Annotated in this window: 20 protein-coding genes; 16 read left to right on the top strand and 4 right to left on the bottom strand. The window is 71.7% G+C overall.

Features of this window, described 5'->3' with window-relative positions; all coding sequences use genetic code 11:
- The 6 genes from ACH34T_RS39465 to ACH34T_RS39440 form a co-directional block, all read left to right on the top strand.
- Positions 1-685 (top strand): molybdopterin cofactor-binding domain-containing protein (locus ACH34T_RS39465; RefSeq protein WP_396026114.1); only part of this gene is annotated, 685 nt, incomplete at its 5' end.
- 102 nt (positions 686-787) lie between these two features.
- A complete protein-coding gene (locus ACH34T_RS39460) occupies positions 788-2,107 on the top strand; it encodes a Rieske 2Fe-2S domain-containing protein (protein WP_396026113.1) in 1,320 nt (439 codons plus the stop codon).
- Between the two features lie 31 nt (positions 2,108-2,138).
- A complete protein-coding gene (locus ACH34T_RS39455; RefSeq protein WP_396026112.1) occupies positions 2,139-2,387 on the top strand; it encodes a type II toxin-antitoxin system HicB family antitoxin in 249 nt (82 codons plus the stop codon).
- Positions 2,384-4,141 carry an ABC transporter permease gene (locus ACH34T_RS39450; RefSeq protein WP_396026111.1) on the top strand — a complete coding sequence of 586 codons (1,758 nt, stop codon included), beginning with the start codon at positions 2,384-2,386 and terminating at the stop codon, positions 4,139-4,141. Before ACH34T_RS39455 ends, ACH34T_RS39450 begins: the two co-directional genes overlap by 4 nt.
- A gap of 31 nt (positions 4,142-4,172) precedes the next feature.
- Positions 4,173-5,348, top strand: a complete 1,176-nt coding sequence (locus ACH34T_RS39445; protein WP_396026110.1) for an ABC transporter ATP-binding protein — start codon at positions 4,173-4,175, stop codon at positions 5,346-5,348.
- Positions 5,345-6,442, top strand: a complete 1,098-nt coding sequence (locus tag ACH34T_RS39440; protein WP_396026109.1) for an ABC transporter substrate-binding protein — start codon at positions 5,345-5,347, stop codon at positions 6,440-6,442. The genes ACH34T_RS39445 and ACH34T_RS39440 overlap by 4 nt, the downstream gene beginning before the upstream one ends.
- A gap of 75 nt (positions 6,443-6,517) precedes the next feature.
- Here ACH34T_RS39440 and ACH34T_RS39435 read toward each other — a convergent pair whose 3' ends face one another.
- A complete protein-coding gene (locus ACH34T_RS39435) occupies positions 6,518-7,195 on the bottom strand; it encodes a GntR family transcriptional regulator (RefSeq protein ID WP_396026108.1) in 678 nt (225 codons plus the stop codon).
- A gap of 201 nt (positions 7,196-7,396) precedes the next feature.
- Here ACH34T_RS39435 and ACH34T_RS39430 point away from each other — a divergent pair, with 201 nt between their 5' ends.
- From ACH34T_RS39430 to ACH34T_RS39390, 9 genes are all read left to right on the top strand, one after another.
- On the top strand, positions 7,397-9,469 hold the full coding sequence (locus ACH34T_RS39430; protein WP_396026107.1) for an acetate--CoA ligase family protein: 2,073 nt from the start codon (positions 7,397-7,399) through the stop codon (positions 9,467-9,469).
- Positions 9,454-10,611, top strand: coding sequence for an acyl-CoA dehydrogenase family protein (locus ACH34T_RS39425; RefSeq protein WP_396026106.1), 1,158 nt, complete (start codon positions 9,454-9,456; stop codon positions 10,609-10,611). The genes ACH34T_RS39430 and ACH34T_RS39425 overlap by 16 nt, the downstream gene beginning before the upstream one ends.
- Positions 10,608-11,990, top strand: coding sequence for an MmgE/PrpD family protein (locus tag ACH34T_RS39420; protein ID WP_396026105.1), 1,383 nt, complete (start codon positions 10,608-10,610; stop codon positions 11,988-11,990). The genes ACH34T_RS39425 and ACH34T_RS39420 overlap by 4 nt, the downstream gene beginning before the upstream one ends.
- The gene (locus ACH34T_RS39415) at positions 11,987-14,095 is read left to right on the top strand and encodes a hydantoinase/oxoprolinase family protein (protein ID WP_396026104.1); all 2,109 of its coding nucleotides are present in this window, start codon (positions 11,987-11,989) and stop codon (positions 14,093-14,095) included. Before ACH34T_RS39420 ends, ACH34T_RS39415 begins: the two co-directional genes overlap by 4 nt.
- A gap of 1 nt (position 14,096) precedes the next feature.
- Positions 14,097-15,806, top strand: coding sequence for a hydantoinase B/oxoprolinase family protein (locus ACH34T_RS39410; protein ID WP_396026103.1), 1,710 nt, complete (start codon positions 14,097-14,099; stop codon positions 15,804-15,806).
- Between the two features lie 2 nt (positions 15,807-15,808).
- Positions 15,809-17,248 (top strand): MmgE/PrpD family protein, encoded by a 1,440-nt coding sequence (locus ACH34T_RS39405; RefSeq protein WP_396026102.1) that lies wholly within the window; start codon positions 15,809-15,811, stop codon positions 17,246-17,248.
- Positions 17,249-17,313: 65 nt separating this feature from the next.
- The gene (locus ACH34T_RS39400; RefSeq protein WP_396026115.1) at positions 17,314-19,071 is read left to right on the top strand and encodes a thiamine pyrophosphate-binding protein; all 1,758 of its coding nucleotides are present in this window, start codon (positions 17,314-17,316) and stop codon (positions 19,069-19,071) included.
- Complete coding sequence (locus ACH34T_RS39395; protein ID WP_396026101.1) at positions 19,071-20,498, top strand: MmgE/PrpD family protein; 1,428 nt, start codon at positions 19,071-19,073, stop codon at positions 20,496-20,498. The genes ACH34T_RS39400 and ACH34T_RS39395 overlap by 1 nt, the downstream gene beginning before the upstream one ends.
- Positions 20,495-21,961, top strand: coding sequence for an aldehyde dehydrogenase family protein (locus ACH34T_RS39390; RefSeq protein WP_396026100.1), 1,467 nt, complete (start codon positions 20,495-20,497; stop codon positions 21,959-21,961). The genes ACH34T_RS39395 and ACH34T_RS39390 overlap by 4 nt, the downstream gene beginning before the upstream one ends.
- On the opposite strand, the gene ACH34T_RS39385 is transcribed toward ACH34T_RS39390, so the two are convergent.
- From ACH34T_RS39385 to ACH34T_RS39375, 3 genes are read right to left on the bottom strand one after another with little or no spacing between them, the layout of a single operon-like run.
- A complete protein-coding gene (locus ACH34T_RS39385; protein WP_396026099.1) occupies positions 21,956-22,375 on the bottom strand; it encodes a hypothetical protein in 420 nt (139 codons plus the stop codon). The genes ACH34T_RS39390 and ACH34T_RS39385 overlap by 6 nt on opposite strands.
- Positions 22,372-22,770, bottom strand: a complete 399-nt coding sequence (locus ACH34T_RS39380) for an ATP-binding protein (protein WP_396026098.1) — start codon at positions 22,768-22,770, stop codon at positions 22,372-22,374. The genes ACH34T_RS39385 and ACH34T_RS39380 overlap by 4 nt, the downstream gene beginning before the upstream one ends.
- Positions 22,767-23,063 (bottom strand): hypothetical protein, encoded by a 297-nt coding sequence (locus ACH34T_RS39375; protein WP_396026097.1) that lies wholly within the window; start codon positions 23,061-23,063, stop codon positions 22,767-22,769. Before ACH34T_RS39375 ends, ACH34T_RS39380 begins: the two co-directional genes overlap by 4 nt.
- 187 nt (positions 23,064-23,250) lie before the next feature.
- On the opposite strand from ACH34T_RS39375, the gene ACH34T_RS39370 reads away from it, so the two are divergent.
- A complete protein-coding gene (locus ACH34T_RS39370; RefSeq protein ID WP_396026096.1) occupies positions 23,251-24,081 on the top strand; it encodes a helix-turn-helix domain-containing protein in 831 nt (276 codons plus the stop codon).
- Position 24,082: the final 1 nt, after the last annotated feature.

Genomic DNA, 24,082 nt, shown 5'->3' with positions numbered 1-24,082 from the left:
CTCCAGGACCGCGCTCGCGCAGATCGCCGCCGGCGCCCTGGACGTCCCGCTGGACGTCGTCGACCTGCGCATCGGCGAAAGCACGCTGCCCGCCGCCGCCCCCGCCGCCGGGTCGATGGGCCTGGGCGGCTGGGGCTCGGCGATCATCGCCGCCGCCCGCGCGTTCCGCGACAAGTACGGCACGGCGCCAGCCGAAGGCGCCGAAGCCGGAGGAAAGGGCGAGGGCGTCCCGGGCGCCGGGAAGGTCGCGCTGCACGCGTTCGGCGCCCAGTTCGCCGAGGTTCGCGTGCACGCGGACACGGGGGAGATCCGCGTGCCCCGGCTGCTCGGCGTCTTCGCGGTCGGCCGGGTCGTCAACCCCCGCACCGCCCGCTCCCAGCTGGTCGGCGGGATGGTGATGGGCCTGTCGGCGGCGCTGCACGAGCACGGCGTCATGGACCCGGGCCCCGGCCAGGTCGTCACCCGCGACCTGGCCGACTACCACATCGCCGCGCACGCGGACGTCCAGGACGTCGACGCGGTCTGGATCGACGAGTCCGACCCGCACTACAACGAACTCGGCGCGAAGGGCGTCGGCGAGATCGGCGTCGTCGGCGTCGCCGCGGCCGTCGCCAACGCGGCGTACCACGCCACCGGCGTCCGCGTTCGCGACCTCCCCCTCACGCCCGACGCGTTCCTGCGCTGACGTGCGGCGGCGCACGGAAGAACCCTTGTTTCGCAAACTCTATATACTGTAGCCTATGGTGCATTGAGTTTCGCGGGGGAGGATTCTGGGAGGGATTCGGCGGTGCTGAGTCACGAGAACAACGACCTGGTCACGCGCGTGGGCCCGGGCACGCCCATGGGCGGCCTGATGCGGGAGTACTGGGTGCCGGCCCTGCTCTCGCGCGAGCTGCCCGAGCCGGACGGCGATCCCGTGCGCGTCCTGCTGCTCGGCGAGAAGCTCATCGCCTTCCGCGACACCTCGGGACGGATCGGCCTGCTGCCCAACAACTGCCCGCACCGCGGCGCCTCGCTGTTCTTCGGACGCAACGAGGCCGACGGCCTGCGCTGCGTCTACCACGGCTGGAAGTTCGACGTCACCGGCGCGTGCATAGACATGCCGAGCGAGCCCCCGGAAAGCGACTTCAAGCGGAAGATCAAGCCCCGCGGCTACCCGTGCGTCGAGCGCGGCGGCATCGTCTGGACGTACATGGGCCCGCGCGAGGAGCCCCCGCCGCTGCCCGATTTCGAGCAGCTCGACGACGACGTGGAGAACCGCGAGTCGTTCGCCAGCTACCGCGACTGCAACTGGCTCCAGGTCCTCGAAGGCGACCTGGACACCTCGCACGTCGGCTTCCTGCACACCGGCCACGGCTCACCCGACGAGGTCGGCGAGGGAACGTTCCTGCAATTCGCCCTGCAGGACCAGGCGCCCCGCTACAAGGTGCTCGACACCGACTTCGGCACGACGTACGGCGCGTACCGTCCGGCCGGGAACGACGACGACTACTACTGGCGCATCGGCCACTTCCTCTTCCCCTTCTACACGATGACCCCGACCGGGGTGCTCGGCCTGCGCGTCGGCGTCCGCGCGTGGGTCCCGATGGACGACCACCACACGCTCCAGTTCAGCGTCGGGATCAAGCGCACCTACCTCGCGCCCCCCGGCCAGCGTGTCGGGATCACCGGGAAGCTGCCGCCGCAGAAGCCCAACACGTCCGGCTGGCTCGGCCGCTTCCGGCTTGAGCAGGACGCCGACAACGACTACCTCATCGACCGCGACGCCCAGCGCCGCGGCGACAGCTACACCGGGATCGAGTACATCTCCACCCAGGACGTCGCCGTCACGGAGAGCATGGGCGCGATCTACGACCGGACGCAGGAGAGGCTCGGCAGCTCCGACATGATGATCATCCGGGTCAGGCGGCGGCTGATCGCGGCCGCGAAGGCGCTGGCGGAGCAGGGCGTCACGCCGCCCGGCGTGGACGACCCCGAGGTGTACCAGCAGCGCTCCGGCGGCATCGTCCTGCCGAAGGACGCCGACTGGGTCGAGCGCACCAGCAACCTGCGCCGCGCCAGGGTCGAGCACCCCGAGCTCGACCCGTCCGTCGCGGGCGGCATCTGAGCGGCGCGCGGCGAGAGAAGGCGGTCCCGTGATGAACGTGGACGATTATCTGGCCATCCCCTACATCCTGGACGTCGTCGCCGTGGAGGGCCCGGACGGCGAATGGGTCTGCCGCCTGGAGTACGAGGAGCTTCCCGGCTGCGTGGCCGAGGCGAGGTCGCCGTTCGACGCCCTGGACAGGCTCGAAGAACTCCGCGAGGAGTACATCCGGAAGCTGGTCAGGGAGGGCCGCCCCGTCCCCACCCCGCGCGCGGCCCTCCGTCCGGGGGCCCGCCCGTGACGGCCCGGACGCTGCCCGGCGGCTCCATGCCCGCCCGCGCCGGACGGATCGTCCGGCTGCGGCGCCGGTTCCTGCCCGCGGACACGCTGGTCGTGCTCGTCCTGGTCCTGGTGGTGGGGTTCCTGTTCATCTACCCCTTCCTGATGCTCGTCTTCGGGGCGTTCCGCACCGCCGCGCCGGGCCTGCCGGGCGACTTCTCCGCCGACGGCGTCACCGGCGCCTACAAGGACTCGAAGGTCTGGACGACGCTGAAGAACTCGGCGCTGTACTCCGGCGCCGTCCAGGCGCTGTGCCTGACGATGGGGGCGTTCTTCGCCTGGGTGGTGACCCGCACGACGACGCCGCTGCGGCGGCTCGTCACGCCGATCATGGTGCTGGTCTTCGCCACCCCGACGATCTTCTTCACGATCGGCTGGGGGATGCTGGGCCGCGACCCCGCCGGGCTGATCAACGCGGGCTACCGGCAGCTGCCGCTGCCCGGCGACGCCATCGTCAACGTCGAGTCCTGGTACGGGATCATCGGCGTCACCTCGCTGAAGCTGACCGCGATCGTCTACTTCCTCTTCCTCGGCTCGTTCATGGGCCTCAACCGGAGCCTGGAGGAGGCGTCCAGGGTGGCGGGCGCGGGACGGCTCTCGACCGTCCTGCGCGTCGAGCTGCCCGTGCTGGCCCCGGCGATCACCGGGATCGCGATCCTCGGCTTCACGGCCGGGCTCAGCCTGCTCGACATCCCGCTGCTGCTCGGCCTCCCGGCGGGCATCCACGTCTTCCCGACGGAGATCCTGTCCCACGTCACGGCGGAGACGCCGTCCGACTACGCGGGCGCGAGCGCGCTGTCGATGCTGCTGGTGGCGATCGTCATCGGGCTCGTCCTGGTGCAGCGGAAGCTCCTCGGCCAGCGGTCGTTCGTCACGGTCACCGGCAAGTCGGACGACCGCGCCCGCTGGGACATCGGACGGTGGAAGTACGCGTGCACGGCGGTGATCGTCCTCTACGGCCTGCTCGCGGTGGTGCTGCCGGTCGGCCAGCTCGTCCTCGGCTCGCTCCAGCCGTTCTTCGGCGTCTACAGCAACCTCACCACGGCCAACTACACGGCCGTGCTGGACGACCCGGAGACCACGTCCGCGCTGGTCACGACCCTGATCGTCAGCGGTGTCGCCGGGCTGGCCGGGACGGCGATCGCGGTGGTCGTCACCTATGTCGGCAAGAACAGCAGGTCGCGGTTCCGGAGCGTCCCGGTGATGGGCGTCTGGATCCTGATGGCGCTGCCCGGCATCACCGTCGGCCTCGCCATCCTCTGGGCGTACCTGGCCGTGCCGGGCCTGCGCGAGCTGTACTCCACGATCTGGATCCTGGTGATCGCGCTCGCCGTGCACGCGGTGCCGATCACCAGCCGCGCGACGGAGGGCTCGATCGCGCAGATCGGCACCGAGCTGGAGGAGGCCGCCCGGATCTGCGGGACGTCCGCCACCAGGACCCTCGTCGTGATCACCGGACGGCTGATCCTGCCGAGCTTCCTCGTCGGCTGGTTCGTCGCGGCGGTGCTGTCCGCCGGAAACCTCGACGTCCCGATCCTGCTCGCCTCGCCCGACAACCAGACCCTGCCGGTCAAGGCGTACTCGCTGTACCAGAGCGGCGACGCGGGCCAGGCGGGCGCCGCGTTCTGCGTGATGATGGCGAGCTTCGTCGTCGTCCTCGCCGTCGGCTGGACCGCGAGCCTGCTCCTGCGCCGTCTCGGACGGGGGCCCACATGAACCAGAACCACGCGACGACAGGGGAGGCGACATGGCCGGCATAGGAATCGACGGGCTCGGCAAGCGGTACGGCGCGCTCGCGGCCGTGGACGGCGTCAGCCTGTCGGTGCGGGAGGGCGAGTTCCTCACCCTGCTCGGCCCGAGCGGCTGCGGGAAGACGACCACGCTGCGCTGCCTCGCCGGGCTGGAGAAGCCGGACGCGGGCGAGATCACCATCGGCGGGGACGTGGTGACGTCCGTCCCGGAGCAGATCTTCGTCCCGCCGGAGCGGCGCGACATCGGCATGGTGTTCCAGAGCTACGCGCTGTGGCCGCAGATGAACGTCTTCCAGAACGTCGCCTATCCGCTGCGGCGGCGCCGGGTGAAGCGCCCCGAGGTGCAGCGCCGCGTCGACCAGACCCTCGAACTGGTCGGGCTGGCGGCGCTGGCGGACCGTCCGGTCACCAAGCTCTCCGGCGGCCAGCAGCAGCGGGTCGCGCTGGCCCGCGCGCTGGTCAGCAGGCCGCGGGTGGTGCTGTACGACGAGCCGCTGTCCAACCTGGACGCCAAGCTGCGCGCCACGATGCGGATCGGCATCCGCGACTTCCAGCGCGAGCTCGGCACCACGGCCGTGTACGTGACGCACGACCAGGTCGAGGCGATGTCGCTGTCGGACCGGATCGTGCTGATGAAGGACGGGCACGTCCAGCAGGTGGGCACGCCGCGGGAGATCTACGAGCGTCCGCGCAACTGGTTCGTCGCCGACTTCGTCGGCTACGAGAACTTCTTCGACGCCGACATCGTCGAGCGCGCGGGGGACCGCGCGGTCGCCCGCCTCGACGGAGGCGAGATCGCCCTCCAGTGCTTCGGCGGCCCGGCGGGCCGCGGCCGGGTCCGGCTCTGCGTGCGCAGCACCGCGCTGAGCGTCGCCCCCGCGGACGGCGGTGCCGACGCCGGATCCGCCGACCGGACGAACACGATCAGCGGACGGGTCAAGGACTCGATGTACCTCGGCGGGCAGGTCGAACACCACGTCGAGGTCGCCGGAACGGTGCTGCGGGTGCGCGGCGCCGATCCCGACCCGGCCGGACGGAAGGTGACCCCGGGGGACGCGGTGGAGCTGCGGATCCCGCCGGAGAGCATCGTCGTGCTGGACGCCGACGACGAGGCGCCCGAGCCGACCACCAGGGGGAAACAGGACAATCTCGACAGGGTAGGTTCTCCATGAGAAGCAAACGGCTGCTCAGCGGGCTGGTCGCGGCGGCGCTGCTCGCCACCACCGCCTCCGCCTGCGGCGGAGGCGACGACACCGCCGAGCTGACCCCCGAGGGGCTCGGCGGGACGGCGAACCAGCAGCAGCTGGACGCCCTCTACGAGGCGGCGAAGAAGGCGGGCCACAAGAAGCTCGTCATCTACAGCGAGACGCTGGGCGGCGGCAGCGCCCGCCCCGTCCTCGATCTGTTCGAGAAGCGCTACCCGGACGTCGAGGTGCAGGCGCAGGCCGGCTTCGGCGCCCAGCTCGCGAGCAGGCTCGACCACGAGTTCGCCGCGAACCAGCACGTCGGCGACCTGCTGGAGGTCGCCATCACCGACCTGGAGCGGCACTCGGCCCAGGGCAGGCTGCAGCCGTACGCGCCGCCGACGGCGAAGGGCATGCCGCAGGAGTTCACCTGCGAGCAGGGCCAGGCGCTCGGCAGCGAGCTGTCGGTGCTCGGCATCGGCTACAACACGCAGAAGGTGAAGAAGGACGAGGCCCCGAAGAGCTGGAACGACCTCCTCGACCCGAAGTGGAAGGGAAAGATCGCGCTGAACTCGCCGCTGCAGCCGGGGCACGGGGCGCAGATCGTCCAGTACATGCTGGCGAACGGCTTCACGATGGACTTCGTGAACAAGCTCGCCGCGCAGGACCCGACGCTGGTGCCCGGCACCCGGGCGCTGGTCGACCGGCTGGCGCAGGGGCAGGCGTGGATCGGCGTCCCGTCCGCGACGGACCAGTTCCTCGCGGCCGAGGCGAAGGGCGCGCCGATCGGGATGGTGCTGCCGACGGGCGGCGGCAACCTCAAGCACCTGAACTGCATGGGGATCATCAAGGGCGCGCCGCACGCGGAGGCGGCGAAGCTGTTCTACTCCTGGTGGTACACGCCCGAGGTGCAGAAGGCGATCGCCAAGCACATGTTCAAGGCGTCGGTGGTGCCGGGAGCGGCGCCGCCCAAGGGGATGCCGCCGATGGACCAGTTCAAGTTCTGGCCGGAGATCCCGCCGGCCCAGTACACCAAGGCGCAGCCGGGGCTGATCAAGCAGCTCAACCCGATCTTCCGATAGCGGCCGGCCGAGTCTCCGGGTCGCCGGTCCGGGCCTTCGGGCCGGCGACTCGGGTGCGCGGCCGCGGGAGCGGGATCACTCCGGCGAGCCGGTGTTCTGCCGGAGCCGGGCCGCGTGCAGGATGTGCTCGGCCATGAAGCGGCGCGCGTCGTAGGGGTCGCCGCGGTCGAGCGCGTCGATGATCCGGTCGTGGTCGTCGGACAGGGACTGGGCGTTCTTGGCGTCCTTCCAGATGGTCATCCGGGGCGGGATGAACGCCCACAGAGAGGCGGCCTGAAGTGCCACCAGCGACGAGCCCGCCTCGTAGATGGCGAAATGCAGTGTGCGGTTCAGCACGGAGAGGCGCGACTCGTCGCCGGCCTCGATCGCGGCCAGCAATTCCGCGTGGGCGTCGCGAATGCGGTTCATCGCGGTCTCGTCCATCCGCTCGACGGCGAGGGCGGTGGCGAGGCCCTCGACCTCGGAGCGCAGGAGGTAGAGGTCCTCCACCTCCTGGGGCGACATGTCCTTGACGGTGGCGCCGCGGTGGGACTCGTACTCCAGCGCGCCCTCCGCCTCCAGCAGGCGGAACGCCTCGCGCACGGGCGTCGGGCTGACCCCGTATCGTTTGGCGACGTCGGTCTGCCGCAGGCTCGTGCCGGGCTTGATGACCCCGTCGGCGATCTCGCGGCGCAGCCGTTCGAGGACGTACGCGGTCTTGCTCAGCGGCGGGCCGCTTTCGGCGGCCGACGCCGGTTCGGTCGATCTTGACATGTTGTTTCCTCCGAGGGTCAACCTGGCTATCTAGATAATAGTCTATTGACTGTCCAGGCGAGCCCATTCCCTGGACTCCCCGGAGCGCTCTTCCGATTCCTTTGTGATGAACCCCGCAGAGCTCGGCTCGTTGACGCGGGGCCGGCTCGATCACATAGAATATAGTCTAGATACGACATCGCTCACAGAAGAGGTCCGCGCATGGTCGACTTCTCCGAGCCGGAGATCTTCACGCTGCTGGCTCAGGCCGAGATTCCGGTGGCGGTGTCGCGACTGGCCGCCGACGCCGACGGGGCCGCCCGCGCGGCCGCCGGGCTCGGCGCACCGCTCGTCGTCAAGGCGGGCGGGCTGGAGCACAAGACCGACGACGGCGGGGTCGTCCTCGGTCTTGACGGCCCGGCCGAGGTGCGCGCCGCCGCCGCCGACCTGCTCTCCCGGCTGGGGGACCGGGCCGGGCCGCTGATCGTCCAGCGGCAGCACGCGGGCCACGAGATGCTCGCCGGGCTGCGCCGCGAACCCGGCGTCGGCGCGGTGGTCGTCGTCGGGACGGGCGGCATCCACACCGAGGTCATCGCCGACGCGGTGGACGCGCTCGTGCCCCTCGACCGCGCCGCCGCCGAGGACCTGGTGCGCCGCCATCCGCAGCACCGCGTCCTGGCCGGGCACCGCGGCTCCCCGGCGCTGGACGTCCCCGCCCTGGTCGACCTCCTCGTCGCGCTGTCCGGGCTGGCCGAACGGCGTCCCGACATCGGCGAGCTCGACCTCAACCCGGTGCTGATGGGCCGGCTCGGCGAGGGCGTGATCGCCGTCGACGCCCGGATGGCGACGATCGACGTGCCGCCCGCCCGCCAGGCCCGCGCCGGGCCTCCGGCGAGCCTCGACCCGCTCCTCTGCCCCCGCCACATCGCGGTCGTCGGCGTCTCCGACGACCCCGCCAAGACCGGCGCGCGGATCTACCGCTACCTGACCGAGAAGGGGTTCGCCGGACGCGTCGACGCCGTCCACCCGGCGGGCGGCGAGATCGGCGGGCGGCCCCGCTACCGGAGCCTTTCCGAGGTGCCGGGCGTCCCCGACCTGGTCAGCATCGCCGTCCCGGCCAAGGCCGTGCCCGGCGTCGCCCGCGAGGCCGCGGGCCTGGGCGTCGGCGCCGCGATCGTGCACAGCTCCGGCTTCGCCGAGACGGGCCCGGACGGCGAGCACCTCCAGCGCGAGGTCGCCGCGATCTTCCACGGCGCGGGCATCCCGCTGGCCGGGCCGAACTCCATGGGCGTCGTCGTCCCGGCGACGGGGATGACGGCGTCGCTGTCCGGCGCGCTGGAGGCCGACGCGCTGGCGTCCGGCGGCGTCGCGCTGCTCAGCAGCTCGGGCGCGCTCGGCAGCTGCGTCGCGTCCCGGCTGATGGAGGAGGGCGTCGGGCTGTCGCGCTGGGTGCACCTCGGCAACGAGGCCGACCTGGACGTCGCCGACTACCTGGAATGGCTCGCCCACGACCCGAGGACCGAGGTCGTGGGCATCCTCCTGGAGAACATCACCGACGGCGACCGGCTGATCCGCGCCGGCCGCGAGCTCGCCGCCCGCGGCAAGCCGCTGTTCGCGTTCAACATGGTCCGCAGCCAGGGCGCGCGGGCGGCGACCCGGAGCCACACCGGCGCGCTGGTCGGCTCGCACCGGCTGCGCGCCGCCGTCCTGGACGCCGCGTCCGCCACCCGCGTCCCGACCCTGCGGGTGCTGGAGGACGCGCTGATCCTCGCGGCGTCCGGCGGGCTGCCGCGCGGGAACCGGCTGCTGGCCGTCGCGGCGTCCGGCGGCGCCTGCACGATCATCGCCGACGGGGCCGAGGCCGCCGGGATCGCGCTGCCGCCGTTCCCGGACGGCGTCCGGGAGCGCGTCGCGGGCGTGCTGCCCGACTTCGTCGCGCCCGTCAACCCGCTCGACATGAGCGCGCAGATCATCGGGCGGCCCGAGGTGCTCGGCGAGGTGCTGGAGCACGCCCTGGACGACTCCCGCTACGACGCCGCGCTGGTCCAGCTCACCACCAACGCCGACCCTGGCGCCGAGCTCACCGCGAAGGTGATCGTGGCGGTCCGGCAGCGGATCTCGATCCCGCTGTACGTGGCCCGCTTCGGCGCCGGGTCGCTGGCGCCCGCCGGGATGGCGACGTACGCCGCCGCCGGGATCCCGGTGCTGGACGCCCCGGACCGCACGATGGACGCCCTGGCCGCCGTGGTGCGCGCGGCCGGCAAGCTCACGGAGGGCTCATGGAGTTCACACTGACGCCGGAGCAGCAGGCCCTGCGCGACTCGGCCCGGCGGCTCGCCGAGGACCGCTTCGCCGCGCGGGCGTTCCAGCGCAGCGGATTCGCCTGGGACAGCGCGCGCGAGCTCGCCGCCGCCGGGTTCACCGGGATCATGATCGACGAGGCGGACGGCGGCCAGGGCGGCAGCCTGCTCGACGCCGTCCTCGTCATGGAGGCGGTCAGCAAGGTCTGCCCGCACAGCGGGGACGCGGTGCAGGCCACGAACTTCGGCGCCATCCGGCAGGTCGCCATGCTGGGCTCGGCGAAGCTGAAGGCCGAGTTGCTGCCGCGCCTGCTGGCCGGTGACGCCCTGATCTCGGCCGGGATGAGCGAGCCGGGCGCGGGCTCCGCGCTCACCGAGATGCGCACGACCGCGCGCTACGACGGCGACGACGTGGTGCTCGACGGGCAGAAATGCTGGACGTCGCACGGCCCCGAGGCGACCCATCTCGTGCTGTGGTGCCGGTTCGGGCCGTCCAGCCGGGACATCGGCGCGGTCGTCGTCCCGGCCGACGCGCCGGGCTTCACGCGGGGGGCGACCGAGCACTACATGTCCGGCGAGCCGCACTGCGTCTCGTACCTGGACGGCTGCCGGGTGCCGCGGCACAACGTCCTCGCCGACCACGACGCGCTGCGCCGCCTGATGACGGTCTTCGGGATCGAGCGGGTGGGGAACGCCGTCCGGGCGCTGGCGCTGGCGCAGTCGGCGTTCGAGCGGGCGGTGGAGCACGCCAAGACCCGCGAGCAGTTCGGACGTCCGCTCTGCGAGTTCCAGGGCCTGCAATGGAAGTTCGCGGACATGTACGTCCAGCTCGAAGCCGCCCGCCTGCTGGTCTACCGCGCGGCCGCCGGGGCGGCGGCCGGGCCGCCGGACCCGATGGAGGCGACGACCGCGAAGCTCTACGCCAACGAGGCGGCGTTCCGGGTCGCGAATGACGCGTTGCAGATGCTCGGCGCGTCCGGCTACTCGACGGAGATGCCGCTGGAGTACATGGTCCGCCGGATCCGCGGCTGGATGATCGCCGGCGGAACGGTGGAGATGCTGCGGAACCGGCTCGCCGAAGGCATCTTCGACCGCCGCTTCAGCCAGCGCCCGCCCTCGAAGCAGGTGTCGCCGTGACAGGCCCTCGCGGCGGCACCGAAGGCGCGACCTGGGAGATCGCCCGGTGGGTGGCGGGCGTGGCGGACGCGCCGCTGCCCGCCGAGGTCGCGCATTCGGCGCGGCGGCTCGTGGTGGACTACCTCGCGGCGACCGTCGTCGGCTCCGGCGATCCGGTCGCCCAGACGGTCCGCCGCCATGTGGTGGACGGCTACCCGGGCTCGCAGGCGACGATCGTCGGCGACGGCCCCGCCTCCGCCGCCGGTGCGGCGATGGCCAACGGCACGGCCGCGCACGCACTCGAACTGGACGACGGTTACACGCCGGGCGCGTCCCATCCCAGCTCGTCCACGCTCCCGGCCGTGCTGGCGCTGGCCGAGCAGGAGCGGTCCGAGCCCGCCAGGACGCTCGCGGCGGTCGCCGTCGCCGTCGAGGTGGCGTGCCGGGTGGCCGCCGCCGCGCACCCGGCGACCTGGCGGCGCGGGTTCCACAACACGCCGCTGGCCGGGGTCTTCGGCGCGGCGGCTGGCTGCTCGGTGTTGCTGCGGTTGCCCGCGTCCGACGTCGCCAGCGCCTTCGGCCTGGCCGGTTCGCACGCCGGTGGCCTGTCGGAGTTCCTGCTGCACGGCTCGCCGGTCAAGCGGCTGCACGCGGGGATGGCGGCCCGCGACGGCCTGCTGTCCGCGCTCCTCGCGGCCGAGGGGCTGGCGGGCCCGCCGACGGTCCTCGAAGGCCCGCAGGGCTACTTCGCCGCGTTCGCCCAGCACGAATGGGACCCGGACGTGCTGCTCGGCGGGCTCGGCGAGCGGTGGGCGATGCGTCGGACGTCCGTCAAGCCGTATCCGTGCTGCCGCCACGTCCACGGCGCCGTGGACGCCGTGCTGAAGCTGCGCGCCGACCATGATCTGCGGCCGGAGACCGTCACGGCCGTCGAGGTGGAGACGTACGCGGTCGCCGCGACCTACGACGGCGCCGACGCCGGGACGCTGCTCGGCGCGCAGATGAGCATGCCGTACACGGTCGCCGCCGCGCTGTGCGACGGCGAGATGGGCCTCGCGCAGTTCACGGCCGAGCGGCGCGCCGCGCCCGACGTGACCCGGCTGATGGCGGCCGTCAGCGTCCGGGCGGACAAGGATCTCGACCGGCTGTACCCCGGGCAGCGTCCGGCCGTGGTGCGCATCGTCCGGAATGGAGGTCCGGAGCTGTGCCTCCGCGTCGACCAGCCGTACGGTGAGCCGTCCAACCCCCTGGACGACGACGCCCTGGCGGCGAAGTTCCACGCCCTCTGCGGGCCCGTGCTGGGACCGGCCAGGGCCGAGGAGGTGCTGCGCGCAGCGTGGGCGTTCACCGACCTCGGCCCCCTGACCCACGGCCTCGGCTCCTTCGGAGGACCTGAATGACCGGCACCCCGCCCCGCGGCGATCTCCGCATCGGCACCGACATCGGCGGCACCTTCACCGACTTCGTCGTCCTGGACGCCGCAACCGGCCGGATCACGCTGGAGAAGCGCCTCACCACGCCGGACGACCCGTCCCGCGCCGTGGTCGACGGCCTCGACGTCCTCCGCGCCGCGCGTCCCGGCCTGCTGGAGCGGACGGAGATCCTCACCCACGGCACCACCCTCGTGATCAACGCGCTGATCGAGCGCACCGGCGGCACGACCGCGCTCCTCACCACCGAGGGCTTCGAGGACGTGCTGGAGATCCGCCGGGAGGTCCGCTACGACGCCTACGACCTGGAGCTGGCGTTCCCGCGTCCGCTGGTGCCGCGGCGGCTGCGGCACGGCGTCCGGGAGCGGCTGCACGCGAGCGGCCGGGAACTGGTCCCGGTCGACGCCGACCAGGTCCGCGCGATCGTGGACGGCCTCGCCGCCGACGACGTCGAGTCGGTCGCGATCTGCCTGCTGCACTCCTACGCGGACGGCGACCATGAGCGGGAGGTGGCGCGGATCGTCCGGGAGCGGCGTCCTGACCTGTGGGTCTCGCTGTCGTCCGAGGTGCTCCCCGAGGTGCGCGAGTACGAGCGGACGAGCACGACGGTCGCGAACGCCTACGTCCAGCCGCTGCTGGCGGGCTACCTGCGGCGGCTCCGGTCGGCGCTGGACGAGCGCGGCTTCGCCGGGAACTTCTACGTCATGCAGTCCACCGGCGGGGTCATCCCGCTGGAGGTCGCGAGGACGTTCCCGGTGCGCGTCGTCGAGTCGGGCCCGGCGGGCGGCGTGATGGCGGCGGCGAGGATCGGCGCGCGGGCCGGGATCAGCGATCTGCTCGCCTTCGACATGGGCGGCACCACGGCGAAGGTCGCGGCGGTCGTCGACGGCCAGGCCGCGCTGACCCACGACTACGAGGTGGCGCGAACGGCGCATTTCCGTCCGGGTTCCGGCATCCCGGTCTGCACCCCGGTCCTCGACCTCCTGGAGATCGGCACCGGCGGCGGCAGCATCGCCCACATCGACAGCCTCGGCCTCATCAAGGTCGGCCCGCGTTCGGCGGGCTCCGTTCCCGGACCGGCCGCGTACGGGCGCGGCGGCGACCAGCCGACCGTGACGGACGCCGACCTCGTCCTCGGCCACCTCGACCCCGATCATTTCCTCGGCGGCGAGATGCCGCTGCGCGCCGACCTGGCCACGGCGGCGATCGCCGCGCTCGGCGAGCCGCTCGGGCTGGACGCCGTCGCGACCGCGCACGCGATCCGCGAGGCCGCGGAGGAGTCGATGGTGGCCGCGGCCCGCGTCCACCTGGCGGAGATGGGCGTGGAGCCGTCGCGGCTGCCGGTCGTCGCCTACGGCGGGGCCGGGCCCGTGCACGCGGTCGGGCTGGCGCGGAAGCTGGGCAGCCCCCGCGTGCTGATCCCACCGGCTGCCGGCGTGATGTCGGCGCTCGGCCTCATCCTCGCGCCCGCCACCTTCGAGACGTCGCAGACCTACAAGGTGAAGACGGACCGGCTCGACCTGGACCTCATGGACGACCTGTACCGCCAGATGGAGAAGTCCGCCGCCCAGCTCCTGCCCGACCGGGACGGCGGCGGACGCGTCACCTACACCCGCTGGGCCGACATGCGCTACGTGGGCCAGGGGTTCGAGGTCAGCGTCGGGCTGCCGGGCGGCGACGACTGGCGCGCCCTGTCAGCGGACGAGGTCACCGCCCAGTTCAAGGCCGCGTACGAGAGCCGCTACCGCCGCTCGTACGACGACGTGGCCGTCGAGACGATGAACCTGCGCCTGCGCGCCACCCTCTCCGGCGACGAGGACGGCGCCCTCCGCCTCCCGACGCCGCCGTCCACCGGACGTCCCGTCGAGGAAGCGCTGAAAGGCCATCGCGACGTGCACCTCCCGGACGGAACGGCCCGCTGCCCCGTCTACGACCGGTCGCTGCTGGAGCCCGGAATGACGGTGGCCGGGCCCGCTCTCGTCGAGGAGCGCGAGACGACCACCGTGCTCGACGCGGGCGCCGTCGCCACGATCGGCGACCTAGGGATCATCAGCATCGACGTGAGGGCGGAATGACATGAGCGTTCCCGATCCGGTCCGCGTGGAGACGTCGTGGCGGCGGCTGCAGAGCATCACCGACGAGGCCGCGACGGCGCTGGTGCGCGCGTCGTTCTCCAGCGTCATCCGCGATTTCCTCGACTACGCCTGCGTCGTGTTCGACAGCGAGGGGACGATGCTCGTCCATTCGTCGCGGTCGACGCCCGGCCTGCTGGGCGTGCTGCCGTTCGTGGTGCCGAACGCGATGGCCGAGTACCCGATGGAGACGCTGCGTCCCGGCGACGTCCTGATCCTGAACGACCCGTGGACGGGCAGCGGCCACCTCATCGACATCACCGTCCTCGCGCCGATCTTCCACCGGGACCGGCTGGCCGGGTACGTCGCGTGCTCGGCGCACCACCTCAACGTCGGCGGGCGGCACGCCACGATCGAGAGCCGCGACCTGTACGAGGAGGGCCTGAAGATCCCGCTGACCCTCCTCTACGAGCGGGGCGAGCCGACGATGGTGTTCGACTTCCTCCGCGTCAACGTCCGCGAGCCGGACAAGGTCATCGGCGACCTGCGCGCCCAGGTCTCCGCGAACGCGCTGATGGTGGAGCGGGTCGCCGCGTTCATGGCGGAGCACGACCTGGCGGCGCTGGAGCCGCTCAGCGCGGAGATCACGGGCCGCTCCGAGGCCAGCATGCGCGCCGCGATCAGCGCCCTCCCGGACGGCGAGGCGACGTCCGAGATCTCGCTGGACATCCCCGGCCTGACCGACCCGGTGCGCGTCGCGCTACGGCTCACCATCTCGGGCGACGAGCTGATCCTCGACTACTCCGGCACGACCGGCCAGGTGCCGAGGGCGGTCAACGTCACGCTCAACATGACCCGCTCGTACTCCTTCTACATCCTCAAATGCCTGCTGGACCCGCTCGTGCCCAACAATGGCGGCTCGCTGCGCCCGGTCAGGATCGTGGCGCCCGAGGGCAGCGTCCTGAACCCGTACCGCCCCGCCGCGACCTGGGGCCGGACGATGATCGCGCACATGCTGCCCGAGCTGATCATGGAGGCGCTCAGCGGGATCGTCCCGGACCCGTTTCCTGGTGGGGGGACGACCCCCCACACCCCCCGGGAACCACTTCCGATCCTCGCCCCGTCCGGCGCCACCCCGCTCGCCTACTGCAACCTGGTGGGGGAGCGCGCCGACGGCGGCACGTTCTTCACCATCGTCACCATGCACGGCGGCATGGGCGCGCTCGCCACTCAGGACGGCCTGAGCTGCATCTCGTTCCCCGCCAACTGCGCGAACATCCCGGTCGAGATCATCGAGAGCGACGCGCCGCTGCTGATCCGCCGCAAGTCCCTGCTGCCCGGCTCCGGCGGACGCGGCAAGTACCGCGGGGGGCTTGGCCAGCGCGTCGAGATCGAGGTCCTCGGCGGCGACCTCGGCCCGCGCGGGACGGTCCTGGCCGGGCTGCGCGGCGGACGGCTCGGCGTCCCGGTGCGCGGCGCGCTCGGCGGCGAGGGCAGCTTCGCGGCGCGGGTCGAGCTGAACGGGACGCAGATCGGCATCGGCCGCCAGGTCACCCTGAGCCCCGGCGACGTCCTGGCGTTCGAGCTCCCCGGAGGCGGCGGCTACGGCGACCCGGACGAGCGAGACCCGCGCCTCATCGCCGAAGACCTGGCCGACGGCCTCGTCGCCCCAGACGATCTCGGCGCGACCGACGGTCTCGTCCCGACGGAGTGACCATGGCTTCGACGACATCGGCATCGACCGGCGCGCTGGTCGCCTGGGCGCGCGACCCGGCGACGGCGCCCCCGCCGCAGGTCATGGACCGGATGCGGCTCGCCCTCCTCGACACCCTCGCCGCGCAGACCGCCGGGCTGACCGCCGACGGCGCGCGGCAGGTCGCCGACCTGGTGACCCACTGGGGCGGACGTCCGGAGGCGACCGTCCACGCCACCGGGGCGCGCGTCCCGCTCCACCACGCCGCGCTCGCCAACGCCACCTGCGCCCGCGCGTGGGACCTCGACGACGTCCTCGAACACGCCTTCTGCCACGTCAGCGGGAGCGTCGTGCCCGCCGCGCTGGCCGTCACGGAGGCGGTGGAGGCGACCGGCCGCCGGACGGTCAGCGGCCGCGAGTTCCTGACCGCCGTCGCCGTGGGCGCGGAGGCGGTGTGCCGGATGGCCCTCGCGCCGCGCGAGTCGTTCAGCGTCACCGGCGCGTCCAGGACGTACGAATGCGGCACGTTCGGCGCCGCCCTCACGGCGTCAAGGCTGATGGGGCTCTCCGAGGAGCGGACGCGCCACGCGATGGGCATCGCGCTGTCGATGCTCTGCGGGAAACAGCAGGCGTTCCTCTCCGGCGCGCACACGGTGAGCCTGGGCCAGGGCCTGTCCGCGCAGGCCGGTGTGCTGGCGGCGGTCATGGCCGAGCGCGGCGTCACCGGAGCCGCGCCCGGCATCGACGTCCTGGAGGGCAGGTTCGGCTACTACTTCACCAACCACCGGGGCCAGTACGACCCGGACGAGCTCACCACGGCCCTGGGGGTCGACTGGCGCGTCCTGGAGTCGAGCATCAAGCCGCTGTACCCGTGCTGCAAGTTCACGCACACGTCCATCGCGGCCACGCTCGACGCCGTCCGTGACCTCGACGGCAAGCCCGACCGGATCGCGGCGATCGAGGTGGCGGTCACCGACCGGGAGGCGTACGACCTCGCGTGCGCGCCCGCCGACGCCAAGCGCCGCCCGGCCACGCAGGCCGCGGCCCAGTTCAGCATGCCGTACGCGGTGGCGGTGGCCGCCGTGCACGGCCGCGTCGGCCCCGAGCACTTCGTCCCCGCGTCGCTCGACGACCCGCGCGTCCTGGCCGTCGCCGACCGCGTGACCATTAAGCCCGACCTGGACGGAGATCGGGCGAAGGACCGGGGCGCACTGCCGATGCCCGCCCACGTAATGCTCAAGCTTCACGACGGCACCACGATCACCAAGCAGACGACCGTCGTGAAAGGACACCCGCAGGCACCCATGGACTTCGCCGACGTGACGGCGAAGTTCCGCGACTGCGCGGCGTTCGCGCTGCCCGCCTGGGACGGCGCGGACGCGGTGGTGGAGATGGTCCGCGCGACGCTGTGGCTGCCGTCGATGAGCGCGCTCACCGGAGTCCTGCCGCGCGGCCCTGTCTAGATCGTTCGATTTTCTATACTATATTCTCTGTTGGCTTCGGGAAACGGAGGTGCGTCGCGGTGCGGATGCAACTGGCCACGGCGATCGCGAAGGCGCTGGAGTCGGCGGGCACGGAGTTCTGCTTCGGCTACAACGGCCACGGCAACTGGAAACTGCTCGACTCGCTCGTCCACGAGACCGAGATCCGCACCATCGCCGCCCGCAGCGAGGACCACGCCGTCCACATGGCGGACTGCTACTGGCGCACCCGACGAGAACCGCCCATGGCGGTCGTCACCACATCGGTCGGTCCGGGCAGCGCCAACATCACGCCCGCCGTCGCCTCCGCGTTCTTCGACTCATCGGCCCTCCTCGTGCTGGCGGGCGGCGGAGCCACGCAGTGGTACGGACGCGGCGGCATCGAGGAGGTCTACCGGTACGGCCCCGAGGAATGGCCGCTCACGCTGAAGCCGCTGACGAAGGCGTCGTTCAGCGTTACGCGTCCGGACAACGCGCTGGAGATGGTGCTCCGCGCCTACAAGACCGCGATCAGCGGACGGCCGGGCCCGGTCGTCGTGCAGCTCCCGTTCGACATCCAGCACACCGAGATCGAGGTGCGCGGCGTCCCCGACCTGTCCCGCTGGACGCGGATCGCCCGTCCGGGCCCCGACCCGCAGGCCCTCGACGAGGCAGCCGCCCTGATCGCGTCCGCCGAGCGGCCGCTCCTCTCGGTCAGCAGCGGCATCCACAACGCGCGCGCCTGGAAGGAACTGGCCGACCTGGCCGAACGCTTCTCCATCCCGGTCGAGACGGCGACACCGGGCAAGGGCGCCATTCCGGAAGACCACCCGCTGTCGCTCGGCTGCGTCGGACGCGCCGGAACCCTCCAGGCCAACCAGGCGGCCCGCGAATGCGACGTCCTCATCGGCGTCGGCACGAGGTTCGGCGACATCGACACCGGCGGCTGGACGCTCCACGACATCCCGGGCTCGACCAAGCTCGTCCATATCGACATCGACGACGGCGAACTGGCCCGCGTGTACCCGACCGACGTGGCCATCGTGTCCGACGCCCGAACCGCCCTGCTCGGCCTGGCCACCGCGCTAGAGCAGTACCCCCAAGCCGACCGCACCGCCTGGCTGGAACACCTCGGCCAGCTGCGCGCCAAATGGGAGGCGGAGGTCGCGCCGCTGCGCACCTCCGACGCCGCCCCGATGGGCTACGCCCGCGTGTTCTCCGACCTGTCGGACGTCGTCGCCGAGCGGGCCCCGGACGCCACCGTCCTGTTCGACACCGGCCACTCGCTCTCCTTCGGCCCGCCGTTCCTCCGCGCGCTGAGCCGCCACTACATCCATTCCGGCTTCTTCCACCGCATGGGCTGGACCCTGCCGGGCGCGGTGGGCGCCGCCCTCGCCCGCCCCGACCAGCCCACCATCGCCATCATCGGCGACGGCTCGTTCACGATGACCGGCTCCGCCCTGCTCACGGCCGTCGAACAGGGCGTCCCCATCGTCGTGGTGGTCCTCAGCAACGGCACGCTCCAGATCGAACGCGAGCAGATGCTGCGTATCTACGGCCGCCATTCGCTGACCGACTACGTCGACACCGGCAGCGGAAAACGCCACGAGATCGACTTCGCGGACTGGGCCCGCGTGATGGGCGCGCAAGGCATCCGCGTCACCGCCCCCGGAGAAATCAAGAACGCCATCCGGACGGCTCTCGACAGCGGCGCCCCCACGGTCATCGACGTGGACATCGACCCGGAGGGCGAGGGCTACCGAGCCGTCCACTACAAATACCCGTCCGACTTCGGTGAGCGCGGCCTCGCGCACCCTCCCGTCTGATGGGCGCCCCCAGGGAACCGACCCTGACCGAGCGGATGCTCGACTTCGCACTCCGCCACCCGTCCGCCGACGTCCCCGACGACCTGCTCGAATGGACGTCGCTCCGCTTCACCGACACCGTCGGAGTGGCCCTGGGCTGCGCCGGACGCGGCCTGGGCGCCGCAGCCGCCCGCCTGACCCTTTCCGAACCCGCACCCGGCCCGGCCTCGATCTGGGGCTCGGGCGGACGACGATCCAGAACCGACGACGCCTGCTTCGCCAACGGCATGCTCGCCCACGGCATGGACTACGACGACACGCACACCGCCTCGATGATCCATCCCAGCGTGGTGATCGTCCCCACCGCCCTGGCGGTCGGCGAGGAGACCGGCGCGTCCGGCCGCGACGTCCTGGCGGCGGCCGCCATCGGCTACGAACTGGACGCCCGACTCGGCACCCTCGCCCCCGGCAAACCGCTCCAGCAGCGCGGCTTCCACCCGACCTCCGTCCTCGGCATCATCCCGGCCACCGCGGTCGCGTCCCGCCTGCTCGGCCTGTCGATGACGGAGGCCGTCAGCGCCGCCGGACTCGCCGGAAGCATGGCCTCGGGCCTGATGGAGTTCTTCTCGGACGGCTCCGACGCCAAGCAGATGCACCCCGGCTGGGCCGCCAAGGGCGCGGTGACGGCCGCGAAACTCGCACGTCACGGCGCCACCGGCCCGGCGTCCGTCCTGGAGGGCCCGTCCGGCCTCCTCAGGTCGTTCGCCGCCGTAGAGATCAAGGACGACGCCGCGTCCGAAACCCTCGCCGACCTGGGCGACCATTGGACGGGAACCGGCGTCTCCACCAAGCCCTATCCAGCAGGACACTGCATCCACGCCACCATCGACGCTTGGCTCGCCCTACGCGACCGCCTAGCCCTCAGCCCCGACGACATCTCCCGCATACACCGCTACACAGCCCTGGTCCCCTCGGCCTACCTGCACCTGGTCTGCGAGCCCCTGGCGGACAAGCACACACCCCGCACCGTCTACGACGCCCGCTTCAGCCTCCCCTTCGCCCTGGCGCTGACGGTCGTCGACGGCTCCCTACGCGTGGACGGCTTCCACCCCGACCGCCTATCCGACCCCGCCGTCCTCGATATCGCCCGCCGCGTCGACTACGAGGTCACGGAGTATGCCGAGTACCCGGCCGCGTTCCCAGGCGGCGTCCGCATCGAACTGGACGACGGAACCCGCCACGAGCAGCACCTCCACCACAACGTGGGCAGCCCCGGCAACCCGATGTCTGCGGACGACATAGCCGCCAAATTCCGCGCCTGCGTCGGCACGGAGGCGGCCGAACCCCTCTTGGACGCCCTCCGCGGCCTGGCAGCGGCCCCGTCCCTCACGCAATTCACTTCGGCCATGTCCGGAGTCGACGCCCTCGCCCCAGGGAGCCCGAGATGAGCGCACCGTCGCAGGCCGTCGTCCACGACCGGCACAGCATGATCATCGCAGGCCGGGCCGTCCCCGCCTGGTCGGGCGAGTGGCTGACCACCTACGACCCGTCCACCGGCGAACCCCTCGCCGAGGTGCCGCGCGGCACCGCGCCCGACGTCGACGCGGCGGTCACCTCCGCGCACCAGGTGTACCGCTCACCGGAATGGTCGCGCCGCAAACCCCACGAGCGCGGCCGCGCCCTCGCCCGCCTGGGGCGCCTCCTGCTGGACGACATCGACCAGCTCGCGATGATGGAGACGCTCGACTCCGGCAAGCCCATCAGCCAGGGCAAACGGGACGTCGAGCTCGCCGCCCGCTACTTCGAGTACTACGCCGGGATCTGCGACAAGATCGAGGGAAGCCACCTCCCGCTCGACGCCGACCACATGGTCGTCACCACCAAGGAGCCGTACGGCGTCGTCGGCGTCATCGTCCCGTGGAACGCGCCACTCAACCAGGCCGCCCGCGCCGCCGCCCCCGCCCTGACGGTCGGAAACGCAGTAGTACTAAAACCCGCCGAAGAGACCCCGCTAACCGCCATCCGCCTGGGCAAACTGGCCCTAGAAGCGGGCCTCCCACCCGGCATCCTGAACGTCGTCACAGGACTCGGCGAAGAAGCGGGCCAAGCCCTGGTCGAGCACCCCCTCATCCGTCGCATCTCGTTCACCGGCTCCGTCGAAACAGGACGCCTCGTCGCCAAGACCGCCGCCGACCGCATCATCCCCGTCGGCCTGGAACTGGGCGGCAAGTCGGCGAACATCGTCTTCCCCGACGCCGACCTGGACGCCGTCACCGCCGCCGTCCTGCGGACCATGACCCACAACGCGGGCCAGATCTGCTCCGCCGCGACCCGCCTGCTCGTCCACTCCGCCGCCCTCGACGACGTCCTGGACCGCGTCGCCACCGCCCTCGCCGACATGACCGTCGGCCCCGGCATGCGCGACCCGATGCTGGGCCCCCTGATCTCCCAGCCCCAGCTGGACCGCGTCCTCGGCTACATCGCCATCGGCGGCCGCGAAGGCGCGTCCAGAGTGACGGGCGGCGCCCGATACACCGACGGCGACCTCGCCCGTGGCTACTTCGTCCAGCCGACGGTCTTCTCGAACGTCCGACCGGACATGCGAATCGCCAACGAGGAGATATTCGGCCCGGTCGTCTGCGTCCTCCCGTTCACCACTGAGGACGAGGCCGTCGACATCGCCAACGGCACCGCCTACGGCCTGGCCGCAGGCGTCTACACCAGCGACATATCCCGGGCCCTAACCCTCGCCCGACGCCTTGAAGCGGGCCAGGTCTTCATCAACGAGTACCAGGCCGGAGGCGTCGAAACCCCGTTCGGCGGCTACAAACAAAGCGGCTGGGGCCGAGAGAAGGGCCTAGCGGCCATAGACCACTACTCCCAGCTAAAAACAACAATCATCCGCCTATAGCCATTCATCCCCAACCTGCCGCTCATACTCCTCCCACAGCTTGAAGGACTCGATCAGCACATCTTCGACCCGTTCGGCCGCCTCCCGGAACGCCTGTGCCCGTCCGGCGCACTTGCCCGCGTCCCACACGCGCCCCTGCCTGGACCACACCCGCGACCGCGCCGCCTCCATCTCCGCGAGCGCCCGCCATACCCGCGTCTCGTCCGGAAACAGCTCGAACGCCCTACGCGCCCCCGGCCCCAGCCCGGCGAACAGGAAGACGGTCTCCGGATACGGCTCGACCAGCAGTTCCTGGACGGCCCGCGCCTCGTCCCGCCGCGTCAGGCCCCGCCAGTCCGCCTCCGTCCCGACCGGCCGCCGCAGCACCGCCAGCGCTCCCCGCAGCACCCGCGACGCCGCCCTCCGCGCCTTCATCGGACGACCTCGAACCACACCGTGTGCCGTCCGTCCCGACCCGCCAGCGTCTCCCACCGATCGGCCAGCCCGTCCACCACCATTAACCCCCGTCCGGACTCCTCCCACCCCGCCCCCTGCTCGGGGATCACCGGACACCCTTCGGCCTCACCGTCGTCCCGAACCTCCACCCGCAGCCGCTCCTCCGCCACCAGCACCCGCACCCACACCCCGCCCTCACTCTTCCCGCTGGCACTGTGCCGGACGGCATTGGTGGCGATCTCACACACCATGAGCTCGACATCGTCCAGATCGAACCCGTCACCGCACCCCACCAACGCCTTCCGAACCCGAGCCCGCACCTCCCGCACATCGGCGCCCATCCGCTCGGCATGCACCTCATCCCAGACGATCACCTCGTCACCCCGGCAATCCGCCGCGCCGCCACCCGAACCGCCCCGACCGGCGTCCGCTGAACGGCGTCCCACAGATAAGCCCACCCACCCCGCTCCTGCACGACGACCACCGCCACCGACCGCCGCCGCGAAACAACCGGCACCGCCAACACCGGCTCCGCCCGCCCGTCCAGATACAACACCGACCCCCGCTCCAGCTCCCGCAAGGCCCACATCAGCCGCACTAGCAGGTCGAACCGTTCGCAGGTCATCTGCGTCCTGTGCTCTGGCCCCGCGTTCTCCAGTGTGATCACTGGCCTCTCCCTTCGCGATCAACGGGCCGGAGTCGGCATACCGATCACCCGGCGTGGGACGTTCGGCTGCGCACGCTCCGCTACCGGTGGCATGCTTTGGGTTGCATCGAACTCTGCATCAGTAAATTACAGATGCAAACTACTGATCACAAGAGGTGAGTGAATGATTGCAAGGAGTACTCCCACGGTGAAGCGCCGCCGCCTCGCAGGCGAGCTGCGCCGACTTCGGGACGCGTCCGGGCTCACCCTCGATCACGTAGCCGAACAGTTGGAGTGGTCGAACGCCAAGGTCAGCCGCATCGAGAACGCCCGTGTCAGCGTCCTCCCGCGCGACGTCAAATACCTGCTGAACGTGTACGGGATCGAGGGCGAAGCACGAGAGGTCCTGCTCGCGCTGGCCCGCGAAGCCAGACAGAAAGGCTGGTGGCACAGCTACGGCGAAGCGATCCCAGCGTGGTTCGAGGTCTACGTCGGCCTTGAATCCGATGCTGTGACCATGGACAAGTACGAGTCCGAGCACGTCCCCGGTCTGCTCCAGACGGCCGACTACGCCCGCGCCGTCTTCCAGTCGTTTCCTCTCGACGACGAAGCCGAGATCGACAAGCGCGTCGAGCTCCGCATGGCCCGCACCGAGCGCCTCACCACGCCAGGCGCCCCAAAGTTCTGGGCCGTCCTCAACGAGGCGGTGATCCATCGCCGTGTGGGCGGCGCCCCCACAATGCAGGCGCAGCTCGCGCACCTGAGCAACATGGCCAAACTGCCCAACATCACCCTCCAAGTGCTGCCGTTTGATGCGGGTGCCCACCCCGCGATGAGCGGTGCCTTCACCATTCTCGGCTTCCCTGAGCCCTCGGACCCGAAGGTGGTCTTCATGGAGGAGCAGACAGGTGGGCTCTACCTGGAGAAGCCCCACGAGATCGAGCGCTATAGCATGGCATTTGACCACTTGCGTGCGGCAGCCCTCCGGCCAAGTGACTCGCAGGCGCTCATCGCCCGCATAGCCGACAACATGACGTGAA

It is taken from the genome of Actinomadura sp. 9N215 (assembly GCF_044326345.1).
GTDB lineage: Bacteria > Actinomycetota > Actinomycetes > Streptosporangiales > Streptosporangiaceae > Spirillospora.
The sequence above is the reverse complement of the archived record's forward strand: the minus strand, read 5'-3'. Positions and strand labels throughout refer to the sequence as shown.

Excerpts from the sequence above, each read along its gene's own strand:
- ACH34T_RS39455 (WP_396026112.1), top strand. The coding sequence starts at position 2,139 with ATGAACGTGGACGATTATCTGGCCATCCCCTACATCCTGGACGTCGTC.
- ACH34T_RS39445 (WP_396026110.1), top strand. The coding sequence starts at position 4,173 with ATGGCCGGCATAGGAATCGACGGGCTCGGCAAGCGGTACGGCGCGCTC.
- ACH34T_RS39440 (WP_396026109.1), top strand. The coding sequence starts at position 5,345 with ATGAGAAGCAAACGGCTGCTCAGCGGGCTGGTCGCGGCGGCGCTGCTC.
- ACH34T_RS39435 (WP_396026108.1), bottom strand. The coding sequence starts at position 7,195 with ATGTCAAGATCGACCGAACCGGCGTCGGCCGCCGAAAGCGGCCCGCCG.
- ACH34T_RS39430 (WP_396026107.1), top strand. The coding sequence starts at position 7,397 with ATGGTCGACTTCTCCGAGCCGGAGATCTTCACGCTGCTGGCTCAGGCC.
- ACH34T_RS39425 (WP_396026106.1), top strand. The coding sequence starts at position 9,454 with ATGGAGTTCACACTGACGCCGGAGCAGCAGGCCCTGCGCGACTCGGCC.
- ACH34T_RS39415 (WP_396026104.1), top strand. The coding sequence starts at position 11,987 with ATGACCGGCACCCCGCCCCGCGGCGATCTCCGCATCGGCACCGACATC.
- ACH34T_RS39410 (WP_396026103.1), top strand. The coding sequence starts at position 14,097 with ATGAGCGTTCCCGATCCGGTCCGCGTGGAGACGTCGTGGCGGCGGCTG.
- ACH34T_RS39405 (WP_396026102.1), top strand. The coding sequence starts at position 15,809 with ATGGCTTCGACGACATCGGCATCGACCGGCGCGCTGGTCGCCTGGGCG.
- ACH34T_RS39400 (WP_396026115.1), top strand. The coding sequence starts at position 17,314 with ATGCAACTGGCCACGGCGATCGCGAAGGCGCTGGAGTCGGCGGGCACG.
- ACH34T_RS39395 (WP_396026101.1), top strand. The coding sequence starts at position 19,071 with ATGGGCGCCCCCAGGGAACCGACCCTGACCGAGCGGATGCTCGACTTC.
- ACH34T_RS39390 (WP_396026100.1), top strand. The coding sequence starts at position 20,495 with ATGAGCGCACCGTCGCAGGCCGTCGTCCACGACCGGCACAGCATGATC.
- ACH34T_RS39385 (WP_396026099.1), bottom strand. The coding sequence starts at position 22,375 with ATGAAGGCGCGGAGGGCGGCGTCGCGGGTGCTGCGGGGAGCGCTGGCG.